This window comes from Mesorhizobium sp. WSM3860 (assembly GCF_002294995.1).
GTDB lineage: Bacteria > Pseudomonadota > Alphaproteobacteria > Rhizobiales > Rhizobiaceae > Mesorhizobium.
Window position 1 is genome coordinate 26,519 of the sequence record NZ_NSGF01000016.1, and the last position, 15,162, is coordinate 41,680.

Sequence of the window (15,162 nt, forward strand, 5' to 3'; positions counted from 1 at the left end):
GGAATTGCTCTAGGTTTGGGCATGAACGACCAGCCCTTCGACCTCGATCCCGCCCTCATCGACCGCTTCGCTGCCATCGTCGGCGACAAATACGCGCTGCGCGATCAGGCTGACATCGTGCCCTACATCACCGAGCGGCGCGGCCTCTGGCATGGCCGGACATCGCTGGTGCTGAGGCCGGGCAGCGTCGAGGAAGTGAGCCGCATCATGCGGCTCGCGACCGAGACCGGAACGCCGGTCGTGCCGCAGAGCGGCAACACCGGGCTGGTCGGCGCCCAGGTGCCGGACAAGTCCGGCCGCGACATCGTGCTCTCGCTGTCGCGCCTGAACCGCATCCGAGAGATCGATGTCCTGTCGAACACGATCACCGCCGAGGCCGGCGTTGTCCTGCAGACGCTGCAGGAAGTGGCCGACGCCGCCGACCGGCTGTTCCCGCTGTCGCTTGCAGCCCAAGGCTCCTGCCAGATCGGCGGCAATCTCTCTTCCAATGCCGGGGGCACCGGCGTGCTTGCCTATGGCAATGCGCGCGAGCTTTGCCTCGGCGTCGAAGTGGTGCTGCCGACCGGCGAAGTGTTCGACGATCTGCGCAAGCTGAAGAAGGACAACACCGGCTACGATCTAAAAAACCTCTTCGTCGGCGCCGAGGGCACACTCGGCGTCATCACCGCCGCGGTGCTGAAGCTCTTTCCCAAGCCGAAGGGCAGGGAGGTTGCCTTCGCCGGCCTGTCGTCGCCCAAGGCAGCGCTGTCGCTGTTCACTTTGGCGATGGACCGCGCCGGCGCTTCGCTCACGGCTTTCGAGTTGATCGCCAGAAGGCCTTACGACTTCACGCTAAAGCACGGCCAAGGCATCACCCGGCCGCTGGCGGATGACTGGCCGTGGTATTCCCTGATGCAGGTCTCCTCAGGTCGCTCGGAAGAAGATGGCAAGGCGCTGATCGAGGAGATTCTTTCCGCCGGCCTCGCGCAGGGCATCGTCGGCGATGCGGTGGTGTCGGCAAGCCTTGCCCAGGGCGACGCCTTCTGGAATTTCCGCGAGACGCTGCCCGAATGCCAGAAGCCGGAGGGCGCCTCGATCAAGCACGACATCTCGGTGCCGATCGCCTCGATTCCAGAGTTCATCGAAAAGGCTGCCGGCGTGGTCCAGACTGTCTGTCCCGGCGCCCGCGTCGTCTGCTTCGGCCACATGGGCGACGGCAATCTTCACTACAACATCTCTCGCCCGGTGGATTGGCAGGACGAGCCGTTCCTTGAACTCTACCACCCGATGAACAAGGCCGTGCACGATGTCGTGCGTTCCTTCCACGGCTCGATCTCGGCCGAGCACGGCATCGGCCAGTTGAAGCGCGATGAACTGATCGCCACGGCGCCGCCAATGGCGATCGATCTGATGCGCCGGGTGAAGGCGGCCTTCGACCCGGCCGGCATCATGAATCCCGGTAAGGTTATCTAATTCTTCCAACACTCTTGCGGCTGGTCGCAATCCGATAACCATCGGCTCCGATCAGCAAAATTTAACTGACTTTCTTAAGCGCGGCGGTAAGAAGCGAGCGCTAATGTTTCTCCCATAACGAGGCCGGAAAAACCGGCCCGGAGAGAACCGGAAAACGGCCCTCAGGAGAAACAGGAAGGCATTCGATGAACACTGGACTGAAGCCAGTCTGGGCGGGGCGCAACATGCGTCTCGACCCGTTTCGCCTGCCGCAGATGGTAAGCTATGCCACGCGCGACGACTATGGCGATGTAACCTTCACCATCGACCAGCGCGGCGCCGTCATCCGCCGCACGCTGGAGATGAGCGGCGTGCCGGCGATCATCGCGCTGCCCGCCAATGCCTTCCGCGGTGTCGCCGCCCGCGCCATGGAGGATCCGGACGGCAATGTCACCGTGACGCTGGAACTTCTGCACAATGATCCGATGCTGTCGGTGCCGCTTTTGGTCGCCGACGATCTCGACGACGTCGCCGCCGACTGGCGCGCCTGGGCCGACGCCTATCGCCTGCCGATGCTTCTGATCGAGGCCGACGGCATTGCCCGCACGCTGGAGGAATCGCTCGGCGCCGCCATCAAGGCGCTGCCGCCGCAGGAACGCCGCAAGGGCCGTGTCTCCAACATGCGCCGCCCGCGCTTCCTCGCCCGCCGCAGGACCGGCAATCTCGGCCTGCGTCTCGTCATCGGCGGTCAGGAGATTATCGCGCGCGAGTAGGCATGGCGCCTCTCCTTCTCCCACAAGGGAGAAGGGGGAGTCCCGCTACAACAGCGGCTTCAGCACCACCCAAAACGCCCCGCCGATCAGCCCCAGAAAGATCAGCCAGCCGACCTGGTTGTTCGACTTGAACAGCTTCAGGCACTGATCGGGATCGTTGATGTCGAGCCGGATGATCTGGCGCGCCATATGCGCGCCGGCGGCGATCAGCCCGGCCAGCGCCGGCATCGGCACTTGAGCCGAGGCAAAGGCGATGGCGAAGCAGACGAGCGTGCCGCCATAGAGCCCGGTGAGCCAGGTCTTGGTGTTGTCACCGAACAGCCGCGCCGTCGAGCGCACGCCGACGATGGCGTCGTCTTCCTTGTCCTGATGCGCGTAGATCGTGTCGTAGCCGATCACCCACAGGATCGAGCCGATATAGAGCATGATGGGGGGGCCATCGAGATCGCCGAACTCGACCGCCCAGCCCATCAGCGCGCCCCAGGAGAAGGCGAGCCCGAGCACGAATTGCGGCCAGTTGGTGATGCGCTTCATGAACGGGTAGATCGCGACAATCGCCAGCGAGGCGATGCCGAGCGGAATGGCGAAGCTGTTGAACTGCAAAAGCACGGCGAGCCCGACCAGCGCCTGGATGATCAGAAACGCCCAGGCTTGGCGGCGGGTCACCTTGCCGGCCGGCAGCGGCCGCGAGCGGGTGCGCTCGACCTGGTTGTCGATGTCTTCGTCGACGATGTCGTTGTACGTGCAGCCGGCGCCGCGCATGGCGACGGCGCCGACGAAAAACAGGAACAGGTACCAGGGCGCCGGCAGCAGCGTCAAAAGCGGATCCGTCGGGCGCGGATAGGCGCTCGCCGCAAGAGCCGCCGACCACCAGCAGGGCCACAAAAGCAATTGCCAGCCGATCGGCCTATCCCAGCGCGCAAGCTGCGCATAAGGCCACAGCCAGCGCGGCAGCACTCGGTAAACCCAATGGCCGCTCGGCGCGTCAGCGACGCGGCCCTGGGCTGCTTTCGACTGGATGGTTTCCATCGTGCTGGAGTGGCAGCAGCGATGGGCGCCGTCAAGCGGCCGCGTTGTCGCTCAGCCAGTGAAAACATCGTGACTGGCGAACCCTGCTTTCGCTGTCTCGATGAAGGCGAGCGCCGTCTTCGATAGGCGCAGGCCGGCGTCGTGGGCGAGAATAATGCGCTGCATGGGAAGCGGATCGGAAGTTGGCTTGCAGACCAGCGGCAGGCCGTCATAGCTCCCGTCGCCATGCGGCCTGGTGTAACTCACCGCAACGCTGAAGCCGTTCGCCACCATGCTGCGCTGCAGCTCTGAGCTCAGTGGACTTCGGATTCGGCCGGCGAGATCGTTCCCCTCACTGGCAATCGCCTGATTGCGTCTTGATGTGGGCAATGTTCCCGTGTGCAATCGCCGCCAAAACGCCAAGACGCCTTGACCCGTCGCCCTTGGACCAATAGCGGGTTCGGGGAGACGATCAGCAAGAGGTGGCCATGAACGTTCTTCTTCTCGGCTCGGGCGGCCGCGAACACGCGCTCGCCTGGAAGATCGCCGCCTCGCCGCTGCTGACGAAGCTCTATGCTTCGCCCGGCAATCCCGGCATCGGCCGTTTCGCCGAGCTGGTCAAGCTGGACGTCGCCGACCATTCCGCGGTCGCCGCCTTCTGCCAGGAGAAGAAGATCGACCTCGTCGTGGTCGGTCCGGAAGGGCCGCTGGTGGCCGGCATTGCCGATGATTTGCGCGCCTGGGGCATCCGCGTCTTCGGCCCCTCCAAGGCGGCGGCGCGGCTCGAAGGCTCGAAGGGCTTCACCAAGGATCTTTGCGCCAAGTTCAACATCCCGACCGCAGCCTATGGCCGCTTCGGCGATCTCGCCGCGGCCAAGGCCTATGTCGAAAAGACGGGCGCGCCGATCGTCATCAAGGCTGACGGGCTTGCCGCCGGCAAGGGCGTCACCATCGCCATGACACAGCATGAGGCGCTTGCCGCGCTCGACGCCTGTTTCGACGGCGCGTTTGGCCCCGCCGGCGCGGAGGTCGTCGTCGAGGAATATCTGACCGGCGAGGAGGCGAGTTTCTTCTGCCTCTGCGACGGCGCCACCGCGCTGCCCTTCGGCACCGCGCAGGACCATAAGCGCGTCGGCGACGGCGACACCGGCCCGAACACCGGCGGCATGGGCGCCTATTCCCCGGCGCCGGTGATGACGCCCGAGATGAGCGAGCGCACCATGCGCGAGATCATCGAGCCGACCATGCGCGGCATGGCCAATCTCGGCGCGCCTTTCGCCGGCATTCTCTTCGCCGGTTTGATGATCACCGACCAGGGCCCCAAGCTGATCGAGTACAACACCCGCTTCGGCGATCCCGAGTGCCAGGTGCTGATGATGCGGCTGAAGGACGACCTGCTGGTCCTGCTCAACGCCGCCGTCGACGGCCAGCTCGCGCACATGTCGGCCCGCTGGAGCGACGAGGCGGCGCTGACCGTGGTGATGGCGGCAAGGGGCTATCCCGGCACGCCGGAAAAGGGCTCGGTGATCCGCGGCCTCGACGAGGCGGCGAGCGACGGCACCGAAATCTTCCACGCGGGCACCGCCATCAACGGCGGCGCGCTGGTCGCCAATGGCGGCCGCGTGCTCAACGTCACGGCAACCGGCGCCACGGTCGGGGAGGCGCAGAAAAACGCCTACGCGGCGATCGATCGTATCGACTGGCCGCAGGGTTTCTTCCGCCGCGACATCGGCTGGCGCGCCGTCGAGCGCGAGCAGACCGGCAGATAGGACATGTTGACCGTTTCACCGACACGGCGAAATGTCCTATCTCTTTGTTTGACGCAATCTCGGACGGAAAACCGCTTCACACTTTTCCTGAAATTGCTCTAATCAGGCAGCCTTGCTTTTGCCTGTCCGCGCCCAGGCCGGCAACCAGTCGCCATGCGCTGCAAGCAGGTCGTCGACCAGCGACCAGATCTGGTCGAGATCGAGCTCGGCCGCGGTATGCGGGTCCATCATCGCCGCATGGTAGATGTGCTCGCGGCTTTCGTTCATCAGCGCCCGCACGGTCAGTTCCTGAACGTTGATGTTGGTGCGGATCAGCGCCGTCAGCTGCGGCGGCAGCTCGCCGATATGGGTCGGCTGGATGCCGGAAGCATCGACCAGGCACGGCACTTCCGCCGCGCAATCGAAAGGCAGAGAGGTGATGCAGCCGTTGTTGCGGACGTTGCCGTAGATCACCGACGGCTCGCCGGTCCAAACCGAGCTCATGATCGAGGAGGCATATTCCTTGGATTGCTCGACCTCGATCCGGTCGGCCGAGCGGTAGGCCTCCGCCTGGCCCTTCCAGCGCTCGATCTGCTCGATGCAACGCTTCGGATATTCGTCAAGCGGGATGCCATATTTCTCGATCAGGTCGGGGCGACCGTCCTTGATGAAATAGGGCGTGTATTCGGCGAAATGCTCCGAGCTTTCGGTGACGAAATAGCCGAGCCGGGTCAGCATCTCGTAGCGCACCTTGTTCGGGCAGCGCGGGCTCCAGCCGGGCTTCGGGGCGCGGCCCTCGCGATAGGCGCGGACAAGGTCGGGATAGAGGTCGCGAAAGGAGCCGTCCGCCTGGCGATGCTCGAACTTGAGATAAAAGGCCATGTGGTTGATGCCGGCCGCGCGGTAGCGGATCTCCTCGTAGGGAAGGTCGAGATCGTGCGCCAGCTCCATCGCCGTGCCCTGCACCGAATGGCAGAGCCCAACCTGCTTGATTTGGGGGAATTTCGCGGCGATCGCCCAGGTGTTGATCGCCATTGGGTTGACGTATTGCAGCATGATCGCGTCGGGGCAGACGGCGAGCATGTCTTCGCAGATCCTCCACAGATGCGGCACGGTCCTCAGGCCGCGCATGATGCCGCCGACGCCGAGCGTGTCGGCGATTGTCTGACGCAGGCCATATTTCTTCGGCACCTCGAAGTCGGTGACGGTGCAGGGCTCGTAGCCGCCGATCTGGAAGGCGACGACGACAAAGTCGGCGCCGGAGAGCGCCTTGCGTTGGTCGGAATAGGTCTCGGCCTTTGCCTTCACGCCGAGGGTCGCGATCAGCTTGTTGACGACGACGGCGCTCTCTTCCAGCCGCTGCGGGTTGATGTCCATCAGCGCGATCGTCGCCCCTGAAAGCGCCGGGCGCTGCAGCACGTCGCCGACGATGTTCTTCATGAAAACCGTCGAGCCGGCGCCGATGAAGGTGATCCTGGGATTTCTAGCCACTATGAACCTCCGGAATATGGTCACGCCACATCGAAAGCGGCCCGGACGAGCCGTTCGGTGTAGGCGGTCTTGGGATTGGTGAGGACCTCGTCCACGGGCCCCTGTTCGACGATCTTGCCGTGCTGCATGACGATTACGCGGTGGCAGAGCGCCCGCACCACCTTGAGGTCGTGCGAGATGAAGAGATAGCTCAGGCCGCGCTCGTCCTGCAGCTTGCGCAGCAGGTCGATGATCTGCGCCTGGACGGAAAGATCGAGCGCGGATGTCGGCTCGTCGAGAAGGATGAATTCCGGCTCCAGTGCGATGGCCCGCGCGATCGCGATGCGCTGCCGCTGGCCGCCGGAGAATTCATGCGGGAACCGCGACAGGATATCGCCGGGCATGCCGGCGCTGACCAGCGCCTCACGCACCCGCTCGATCCGCTCGCGCCGCGTCGCGCCGATCCTGTTGACGACCAGCCCTTCCTCGATGATCTGGCCGATCGTCATGCGCGGGTTGAGCGAGGAGAACGGATCCTGGAAGACGATTTGCATGCGCGAGCGCAGCGGCCGCATCTCGGCGCGCGTGAGATCCTGGATCGGCTGGCCATCGAAACGGATCTCGCCGCGCTTGGCCTCCAACAGCCGGAGCAGCGCCTGGCCGAAGGTGGTCTTGCCGGAGCCGGATTCGCCGACCAGCCCAAGCGTCTCGTGGCGGCATAGTTTGAGGTCTAGGTCGTCGACAGCGACCAGCTCGCGCCAGTTGGGCTTCAGGAACGTGCCATGCCGAAGCGTGAAGCAGACGCGCACGCCGTTTGCCTCGAGGATCGTGCTGGACTTATCGGGCAGCGGCTTCGGCCGGCCGTGTGGTTCGGATGCGAGCAGCCGCTTTGTGTAGGGATGCTGCGGATCGGCGAAGAGCCGCTCGGTGACGTTATGCTCGCGCATCTCGCCATGCTGCATCACATAGACATAGTCGGAAAACTTGCGCACCACGGTCAGGTCGTGGGTGATCAGAATAACCGCCATCCGCATTTCTGTCTGCAGATTGCGGATCAGGTTCAGGATCTGCGCCTGGACCGTGACGTCGAGCGCGGTGGTCGGCTCGTCGGCGATCAGCACATCGGGCTCGTTGGCCAAGGCCATGGCGATCATGACGCGCTGCCGCTGGCCGCCGGAGAGTTGGTGCGGATACTGCTTGAGGCGTGCTTCCGGTTCGGGGATCTGGACATGCTTGAGAAGTTCGAGCGCGCGCGCCCAGGCTTCCTTGCGGCTCACCTTGCGATGCACCCGGATTGCCTCGACGATCTGGCTGCCGACCGAATAGATCGGGTTGAGCGAGCTCATCGGCTCCTGGAAGATCATCGAGATGCGGTTGCCGCGCAGCTTGCGCCGGGCAGTCTCGGCGAATTTCAGGATGTTTTGCCCGAGATATTCGACGCTTGATCTCGGCGATACGGTGGCCCGCCGCGACAAGAGCCCCATGACGGTGCGCGCCGTTACCGATTTGCCGGAACCTGATTCGCCGACGATTGCGATCGTCTCGCCGCGATAGAGCTGGAACGACACGTCCTTCACGGCCTCGACGATGCCGTGCTCGACCTTAAAGGCGACCTCGATGTTGCGGGCGTCGATCACAGGCTGATCATGGCGACCGCCATGATCATGCCGGACGGCCGGTGCGAAATTGTCTGCAAGCGCTATCGTCGTCATCCCGGCCACCTCAATAGGGATCGACGGCATCGCGCAGGCCGTCGCCCAGCGCGTTGAAGGCAAAGACCGTGACCAGCACGAAGCCGACCGGCGACAGGATCCACGGATAGGTGCCGATGACTGAATAGGTTGCGGTGTCCTGCAGCATCAGGCCCCACGAGATCAGCGGCGGCTTCACCGCGAAGCCGAGAAAGCCGAGGAAGGATTCCAGAAGCACCACCGTCGGGATCGCCAGCGTCACGGCGACGATCACATGGCTCATCACATTGGGAAAGATGTGCTGGATGATGATGCGCCGGTCGGTGGCGCCAACCGCCATGGCGGCGCGCACATAGTCGATGCGCGCCAGCGCCAGCGTCTTGCCGCGCACCTCGCGCGACATCTGCGCCCAACCCAGCGCCGACATGACAATGATGACGAAGGCAAGAAAGACATTGGTCGGCGCGGTGACCGGGATCAGCGTCGTGAGCGCCAGATAAAGCGGCAGTTGCGGGAAGGCGAGCACCAGTTCGACGAAGCGCTGCATCCAGACATCGAACCGGCCGCCGAAATAGCCCGACACCATGCCGACGCTGGTGCCGATAACGGTGATGATGAAGACGACCGTCAGCGCGATCATCAGCGAGACGCGCGAGCCGTACATGGCGCGCGACAGCACATCGCGGCCGAATTTGTCGGTGCCGAGGAAATGCACCGGCTGGCCGTCCATCGAGCCGAAGAAATGCCGATCCGCCGGGATGACGCCGAAAAGCCTGTAAGGCGCGCCTTGAACGAAGAAGCCGAGCAGTCGTGGATGGTCGTAATCGGGGCCGACGATCGGCTGGAAGGTCACGGGATCGAGGTCGGTCGATTCGGCCAGCGCATAGATTCTCGGCCGCGCGACGAAATTGCCGTCCTTGTCGTGGAAGCTGGGTACCTGCGGCGGTGCGAAGGCGATATCGGTCGCTTTCGGGTCGAGAGGCGCCAGGAATTCCGCGAACAGGGTCATGAGAAGCAGCAGCACGACCAGGCATAACCCGGCCATGCCGGTCCAGGAGCGCTTCAGCCGGCGCCAGACGAGCGCGATGTAGCTCTCATTGCCATGCGGGGCCGAAAGCGCGGTTCCTTCGGCGGGTGGCGGGGGTGAGGGATCGCGGGCCAGCATCTAGCGCTCCCCGAACTGGCGCACGCGGGGGTCGAGCAGGACCAGCAGCATGTCGGCGATGATGTTGCCGACGATCAGCGTCGCCGACAGAACCATCATGAAGGTTGCGGTCACATAGACGTCGCCCACCGCCATCGAGCCCACGATCGCCGGCCCGACGGTCGGCAGCGCGAAGATGATCGCCGTCTCGATCTCGCCGGTCAGCATATAGGGCAGCACCACGCCTTGATACATGACCAAAGGATGCAGCGCATTGGGCACGGCATGGCGCATCACGACGGCGCCGCCGGTCAGGCCCTTTGCCTTCGCCGTCTCGACATATTGGGCGTTGAGCGTATCGAGCAGGTTGCCGCGCATGACGCGCATATTGTAGGCGAGGCCGCCGAAGGTCGCGATCGCCACCACCGGCCAGACATGCTTGACGAGGTCGAGGAATTTCGCCCACGACCATGGCGCACCGCCATATTGCGGCGAGAAGAACGAGCCGATCTCCGACACGTTGAACTGGAAGACCAGCAGGTAGACGATGATCAGCGCCATCAGGAAGCGCGGCACCGTCATGCCGAGGAAAGAGATGGCTGAGAGCGTCGAATCGATCCAGGAATACTGCCGGGTCGCCGCCCAAATGCCGAAGCTTATGCCCAGCACCGAGGCGAGCAGGTGGCAGACCAGCGCCAAGAGCAGCGTGCGCGGCAGGCGCTCGCCCACCACATCGGCCACCGGCCTGTTGTAATAGAGGCTGTAGCCGAAATCACCGCGAGTGACGATGCCGCCGATCCAGTTGAGATATTGAACGGGCAGCGGCTTATCGAGACCGTGTTCTTTCCGGTAGGCCTGGGCCTGCGCATCCGCCTCGGCATAGGAGGCGCCGCCCTGGTTGATGAGCTGCGATTTGATGTAGTCGGCATAGTCGCCAGGCGGGGCCTGGATGATGGCGAAGGTGACGAGGCTCAAGATGGCGAGCACGGGAAGCGCCGAGGCGATGCGCATGAGCAGAAATCGCAACATGGATGGTCAGCTTCCTTTGCTGGCCGGTCGCTCCTTGGGCGCCACCGGAGATTTGGTTCTGTCCGGCCGCGCCAGCTGGCGCGACCGGAGCTCTCTTCGTCAGGGAGGTTAACTAGTTCATCGGCCCCTTGTCTCCGGGCTTGCCGGGAAGCTCGTCGGGGAAGAGCTCGTATTTCGCCTGTTTGTCGGCTGCGACGAAGACGCGTTCGCGGATGATCGAATCTTCGGCCCAGTTGAACATGAAGATCGGCGTTCCCTGCGGGATGTTGGAGAAGCGCTTGTTGACGATCAGCGCGCCGGGGTATTCCGTCAGCCCGACATTGTAGACGTTTTCCGTCGAGATCTTCTGGAACTTCTTCATCAGGTCGGTGCGCTGCTCGTTGTCCTGCGTCGTGACGAACTTGTTCACGATGTCGACGAGGTCCTTCTCGAACGGCATCAGATCGACTTCGCCGCTTTCAGGCGCGCGATGGTTCCAGCTGGTCTTCGGACCGACCGGAGCGAGTTGCTCCGTGTTCTGCACAACGGAGGTGAGCTCCTGGTCGTTGCGCCGGATCAGCCAGTCGAAGCGGCCGGAGTATTGGATCGCGTCGCGCTGCGTGCCGTTGACCCCGTTGAGCACGACCCTCAGCCCAAGCTTCTCCATCTGAGCCACAACGCCTTCGGCAAGGCTCTTGTCGGTGGTATAGTCATTGTTGACCAGCATCACGATCTCGACATTCTTGCCGCCGGCGGTGCCGGCCGGGAAGTTCACGAAGCCGTCGCCGTCAGTATCCTTGAGCCCGGCCTTGGCGAGCTCGGCCTTGGCGCCTTGAAGATCGAACGGGTAGTAAACCGTCGACTTGCGGTCATAGAAGCTGGTGCCGGAGGAGAAGCCGCCGGGATAGATGGCGGTGAACGGACCCTTGACCAGCGAGTCGCCGAGCGCCTTGCGGTCGATCGCCATGGTCACGGCCTTGCGGAAATCCTCGTTGCGGTTCAATTCGCGGATCGCTTGGCCGCGCTCGTCCGGGTTGCCCCAGCCATTGGCGGAAAAATTCATACGCAGATTGTAGCCGATGAGCCGCGGGCCGAAGGCAAGCCGTGCCGGCGCGTTCTTGTCAGCCGCACGCTTCAGCGAGGCGACGAAGTTCTCGGGTTGCTCGAGATTGGAGAAGTCGCCCGAGCCTGCGACGGCCTGGACGTCGCGATCTGCCCAGGTCGAGAGCTTGTATTGCAGCTCGTTGAGATAAGGCAGTTGGTTGCCCTTCTCGTCCACCTTCCAGTAGTACGGGTTGCGCCGCATGACGACGATGTCGTCCGGGCGGTATTCGACCGGCACCCAGGCGCCCATCACCGGCATGTTCATGTATTCCGGCGGGAACGCGTTCTTGAACTGGTCGTAGGTGTTCTTCGAATATTTCGGATGCTGCGGCTTCAAAATGTGCGCCGGGCCGGGGCAGAAGGTGCCGTAGGCCATCGCATAGAGATATTGCCTCGGAAACGCTTCCTTGAACGTCCATTCGACGGTGTAGTCGTCGATCTTCTTGAGCGTCGTGCCGACGCCGAAGGTTTCCGGCGTCGCGCCGTTGAGCGGCGAGACGTTAGGGTCGACGACCTCGTCGTCCCAGTAGAACATGACGTCGTCGGCGTTGAAGGGCACACCGTCCGACCATTTGGCGCCTTCGACGAGATGCATGGTGAGCTTGTGGCCGTCCTTCGACCATTCCCAGCTCTTTGCAAGGTTCGGCAGCGGCTCGGTGTCCTTGGCATCGACCTGGAACAGCGGCGCGGTGCGTGTCAGACACTCGGAAAGCGCGATGTCGATGCCGCCCCACCCTTGCGTCTGGCCGGCGCCGTAGTTCCAGCCTTCCGGCCTGCCGCCGATGACATGGCGCATCGTGTCACCATAGACGCCGATGCCGTCCGGCATGTTGGCGGTCTTGAAGACCAGCGGCTCCTTCGGCAGCCTGTCCTTGAGCGGCGGCAGCTTGCCGGTCTTGACGTATTTCTCGGTCACCCAATCCGGCTCGTGATATTCGGACAGCGCCTTGAACTCCAGGATAGAGTCGCGCGCCACATAGTGGATCTTGCCCTCGGCCGGGAATGTCGCCGGCTCGGGCGGGATCGTCGGTTCGGAAGCGAAAGCGGTGAGCGCCGGAATAGAAACGCCGAGCGCCAGTCCGGCGGCAATGCCAATTCTATGTAAGTTCCTCATTGTCTCCTCCCAGTTGTTTTGGACGTCTGCTGCTGCCCGCCGCTTGATCTTGATTCTGGGCGGCCGATTTTCGGCAGGCCTGCCTCCTGCGGGTCCGCCTGCCCGAAATCTCAGCCGGCCTGTTTCAGTGCCGCCTTTTCGGCGCGCAATTCCTCGATCGAGCGCACGTTGCGCCGCGCCGCGCCCGCCCATTCGCGGGTCTTGACCTTTGACTTCGCCAGCCGGTCCTTTGCCGCCGGCACGGCATCGGCATATTGCGGCAGCCAAGCGGCCTGGGCGACGACCATCTCGTCCACCATCTGCCAGACTTCCTCCGGCGTCGACACCGCGCCGACCAGCGGGTCGTGCAGCACCGCAAGCTTCAAAAGATCGATGTCGCCGGCGATCGCGGCATGCACGGACATGCGCTGGACGTTGATCGAGGACATGCAGGTGGCCGCGCACGCCTCCGGCAGCGTGATGCCGGCGGCCATGTTGATGCCGAGGCGATCGACGAAGCCCGGCGACTCGATGATGGCGTCGTGCGGCAGGTTGGTGATAACGCCGTTGTTCTTGACGTTGAAATGGCCACGGTAGACGCGGTTGGTTTCCAGCGCCTCGAGAATGTGGCTGGCATGCTCGTTGGAGCGTTTGGCCGGGTCGATCGGCTTCGACGCCGCTTCGAGGAACTGCGGATACTCGGTTTCGAACCAATTGCGGGTCTCGGTCGAGTAGCGCAGATAGCCGCCGGTCTCGCCGTGAATCCAGTCCGACATGTCGATCCAGCGTGTGATCTCGTCGGGGCGCTTGCGGTACCAGGGCAGGTATTCGGACAAATGCCCATTGCTCTCGGTCGAATAGACGCCGAAGCGCTTCAGCACGTCGATGCGGAGTTTCTCCTGCTTCGAATAGACCGGATGCGCCTCGAAGGCGGCGACCAACTCGTCCTTGCCGATCGGCCGGCCGTTCAGCCGCAGCTCGATGAACCAGGTCTGGTGGTTGATGCCGGAGCAGACATAGTCGAGCTCCCTGGGGGACTTCGTGCCGAGCACCTCGGCGATCTGTTCGGCGCCGTGCTGCACGCCGTGGCAGAGCCCGACCGTGTCGACCTCGCCGTATTCGATCGCGGCCCAGGTGTTCATCGCCATCGGGTTGGCGTAGTTGAGGAACTTGGCGTCGGTCTCGGCGACCTCGCGGATGTCCTTGCAGAAGTCGAGGATCACCGGGATGTTGCGCTGGCCGTAAAGGATGCCGCCCGCGCAGATCGTATCGCCGACGCACTGGTCGATGCCGTATTTCAGCGGGATGCGGATGTCGTCGGCATAGGCTTCGAGGCCGCCGACGCGCACGCAGCTGATGATGTAGCGCGCGCCTTCCAGCGCCTTGCGGCGGTCGGTCGTCGCCGTCACTTTGGTCGGCAGCCCGTTTGCTTCCACGATCCTGTCGAGGATCGCCTTGATCATTCCGAGATTGTGCTCGCTGATGTCGGTCAGCGCGAACTCGATGTCCTTGAATTCGGGCACGCAGAGAATATCGGTGAACAGCTTCTTGGTGAATCCGACACTGCCGGCGCCGATAATAGCGATTTTGAAGCTCATCACCTTCACCTCGATCCGATCGAATGTTAGGCAAGGAGCAGCAAGGGAGGATATGGCCGTGCGCCGGCTGGCGCGCTCGCCATTTGGAGCCGGAAATCCGGCTCTTTCTCCTCCCGTCCGCTCCTCGACCGCGGGTCTTCCCGTTCTTGAGTGAGCCGGATTATGCGCTTATTCGCCGGCGCGGCCAGAGAAGGATTATGCTTTCGAGGGTAATTTTGTGCTGCACGACCTGATCGCCAATGGAAAGCTGATGCGCACGATCTCGCTCCCGCGCGGGCGCCAGCGCCTGCATGCCATGCCGACCAGCACCGGCTACGAGGTGCGCGAGGATGAGACTTACGACTGGGACGGGCGCAAGCGCGGCCAGACCCCGTTCACGGTGCTCCAGCATACGATCAGCGGCACCGGGCAATTGCGCTATGAAAGCCGCAATTACCGCCTGCAGGCGAACGATACGCTGCTGGTGCTGGTGCCGCACAACCATCGCTACTGGCTGGCCAAGGGCGACCGCTGGGAATATTTCTGGATCTCGATGAACGGCGAGGAGGCGCTGCGCGTCCACAAGTCGATCCTCAGCGTCTCAGGCCCCGTGCTCCGGCTGCAGCCGGCGACCATCGATCACCTTGCCGATTGCAGCCTGCGCCTCATCAAGGGCGCCGCCTCGCCGGGCGCGGCGTCGGCGATCGCCTATGAGGCGGCGATGGCGCTTTACGACGATGTCTTCGGCTCGCACGCCTTCGCCGAAAAGCAGAGCGCCATGCAGCCGGTCATCGATCACATAAACGTCAATCTCGACAAGCCGCTGCCGGTGGCGGAACTGGTCGAAATCAGCGGCCTCAGCCGCGCCCATTTCTCGCGCTGCTTCGCCGAGAGCGAAGGATTGCCGCCGGCCGAATTCGTCCTGCAGCAGCGGCTGCAGCGCGCCGCCAAGTTGCTGACCAAGGCCGATTTCCTGCCGGTCAAGGAAGTCGCTGTTCTGTGCGGTTTCGACGACCCGAACTACTTTTCAAAGGTGTTTCGCCGCTGCTACGGCATCACGCCTACACAGTTTCGCACCACTGGCATGTATGCCAGCTTGGGTAATCATCGTTGAC

The 15,162-nt window shown here is 63.5% G+C and carries 11 protein-coding genes and 1 pseudogene; 4 read left to right on the forward strand and 8 right to left on the reverse strand.

All coding sequences use genetic code 11. The features are described from left to right. Nucleotides 1–21: 21 nt before the first annotated feature. Both CK220_RS22650 and CK220_RS22655 read left to right on the forward strand, forming a co-directional pair. Nucleotides 22–1,452: an FAD-binding oxidoreductase gene (locus CK220_RS22650; protein ID WP_095813666.1), complete on the forward strand. Its 1,431-nt coding sequence runs from the start codon at nt 22–24 to the stop codon at nt 1,450–1,452. A gap of 185 nt (nt 1,453–1,637) precedes the next feature. Next, entirely contained in the window at nt 1,638–2,204 is a 567-nt protein-coding gene (locus CK220_RS22655; protein WP_095813667.1) for a DUF6101 family protein, read from the forward strand. Nucleotides 2,205–2,249: 45 nt separating this feature from the next. Here the strand turns inward: CK220_RS22655 and ubiA are convergent, their stop codons facing one another. Both ubiA and CK220_RS22665 read right to left on the reverse strand, forming a co-directional pair. Next, a complete protein-coding gene (gene ubiA, locus CK220_RS22660; RefSeq protein WP_095813668.1) occupies nt 2,250–3,233 on the reverse strand; it encodes a 4-hydroxybenzoate octaprenyltransferase in 984 nt (327 codons plus the stop codon). Between the two features lie 51 nt (nt 3,234–3,284). Continuing rightward, a pseudogene (locus CK220_RS22665) lies at nt 3,285–3,521 on the reverse strand (LysR family transcriptional regulator); the annotation flags it as partial. 179 nt (nt 3,522–3,700) lie between these two features. On the opposite strand from CK220_RS22665, the gene purD reads away from it, so the two are divergent. Continuing rightward, nucleotides 3,701–4,981, forward strand: coding sequence for a phosphoribosylamine--glycine ligase (gene purD, locus CK220_RS22670; RefSeq protein WP_095813669.1), 1,281 nt, complete (start codon nt 3,701–3,703; stop codon nt 4,979–4,981). Between the two features lie 102 nt (nt 4,982–5,083). Here purD and CK220_RS22675 read toward each other — a convergent pair whose 3' ends face one another. From CK220_RS22675 to CK220_RS22700, 6 genes are all read right to left on the reverse strand, one after another. After that, nucleotides 5,084–6,451, reverse strand: a complete 1,368-nt coding sequence (locus CK220_RS22675) for an alpha-glucosidase/alpha-galactosidase (protein ID WP_095813670.1) — start codon at nt 6,449–6,451, stop codon at nt 5,084–5,086. 20 nt (nt 6,452–6,471) lie between these two features. Continuing rightward, nucleotides 6,472–8,142, reverse strand: coding sequence for an ABC transporter ATP-binding protein (locus CK220_RS22680; RefSeq protein WP_095813671.1), 1,671 nt, complete (start codon nt 8,140–8,142; stop codon nt 6,472–6,474). A 10-nt stretch (nt 8,143–8,152) separates the two neighbouring features. Next, a complete protein-coding gene (locus tag CK220_RS22685; protein WP_095813672.1) occupies nt 8,153–9,286 on the reverse strand; it encodes an ABC transporter permease in 1,134 nt (377 codons plus the stop codon). After that, nucleotides 9,287–10,294 (reverse strand): ABC transporter permease, encoded by a 1,008-nt coding sequence (locus CK220_RS22690; RefSeq protein WP_095813673.1) that lies wholly within the window; start codon nt 10,292–10,294, stop codon nt 9,287–9,289. 112 nt (nt 10,295–10,406) lie between these two features. After that, a complete protein-coding gene (locus tag CK220_RS22695) occupies nt 10,407–12,491 on the reverse strand; it encodes an ABC transporter substrate-binding protein (RefSeq protein ID WP_095813674.1) in 2,085 nt (694 codons plus the stop codon). 110 nt (nt 12,492–12,601) lie between these two features. Beyond that, nucleotides 12,602–14,068: an alpha-glucosidase/alpha-galactosidase gene (locus CK220_RS22700; protein ID WP_095813675.1), complete on the reverse strand. Its 1,467-nt coding sequence runs from the start codon at nt 14,066–14,068 to the stop codon at nt 12,602–12,604. Between the two features lie 250 nt (nt 14,069–14,318). Between CK220_RS22700 and CK220_RS22705 the strand changes: the two genes are divergently transcribed. Beyond that, on the forward strand, nt 14,319–15,161 hold the full coding sequence (locus tag CK220_RS22705) for an AraC family transcriptional regulator (protein WP_095813753.1): 843 nt from the start codon (nt 14,319–14,321) through the stop codon (nt 15,159–15,161). Nucleotide 15,162: the final 1 nt, after the last annotated feature.

Bases quoted from the DNA above. Each gene is read 5' to 3' on its own strand.
- CK220_RS22650 (WP_095813666.1), top strand. From the start codon at position 22: ATGAACGACCAGCCCTTCGACCTCGATCCCGCCCTCATCGACCGCTTC.
- CK220_RS22655 (WP_095813667.1), top strand. From the start codon at position 1,638: ATGAACACTGGACTGAAGCCAGTCTGGGCGGGGCGCAACATGCGTCTC.
- ubiA (WP_095813668.1), bottom strand. From the start codon at position 3,233: ATGGAAACCATCCAGTCGAAAGCAGCCCAGGGCCGCGTCGCTGACGCG.
- purD (WP_095813669.1), top strand. From the start codon at position 3,701: ATGAACGTTCTTCTTCTCGGCTCGGGCGGCCGCGAACACGCGCTCGCC.
- CK220_RS22680 (WP_095813671.1), bottom strand. From the start codon at position 8,142: ATGACGACGATAGCGCTTGCAGACAATTTCGCACCGGCCGTCCGGCAT.
- CK220_RS22685 (WP_095813672.1), bottom strand. From the start codon at position 9,286: ATGCTGGCCCGCGATCCCTCACCCCCGCCACCCGCCGAAGGAACCGCG.
- CK220_RS22690 (WP_095813673.1), bottom strand. From the start codon at position 10,294: ATGTTGCGATTTCTGCTCATGCGCATCGCCTCGGCGCTTCCCGTGCTC.
- CK220_RS22695 (WP_095813674.1), bottom strand. From the start codon at position 12,491: ATGAGGAACTTACATAGAATTGGCATTGCCGCCGGACTGGCGCTCGGC.
- CK220_RS22700 (WP_095813675.1), bottom strand. From the start codon at position 14,068: ATGAGCTTCAAAATCGCTATTATCGGCGCCGGCAGTGTCGGATTCACC.
- CK220_RS22705 (WP_095813753.1), top strand. From the start codon at position 14,319: ATGCGCACGATCTCGCTCCCGCGCGGGCGCCAGCGCCTGCATGCCATG.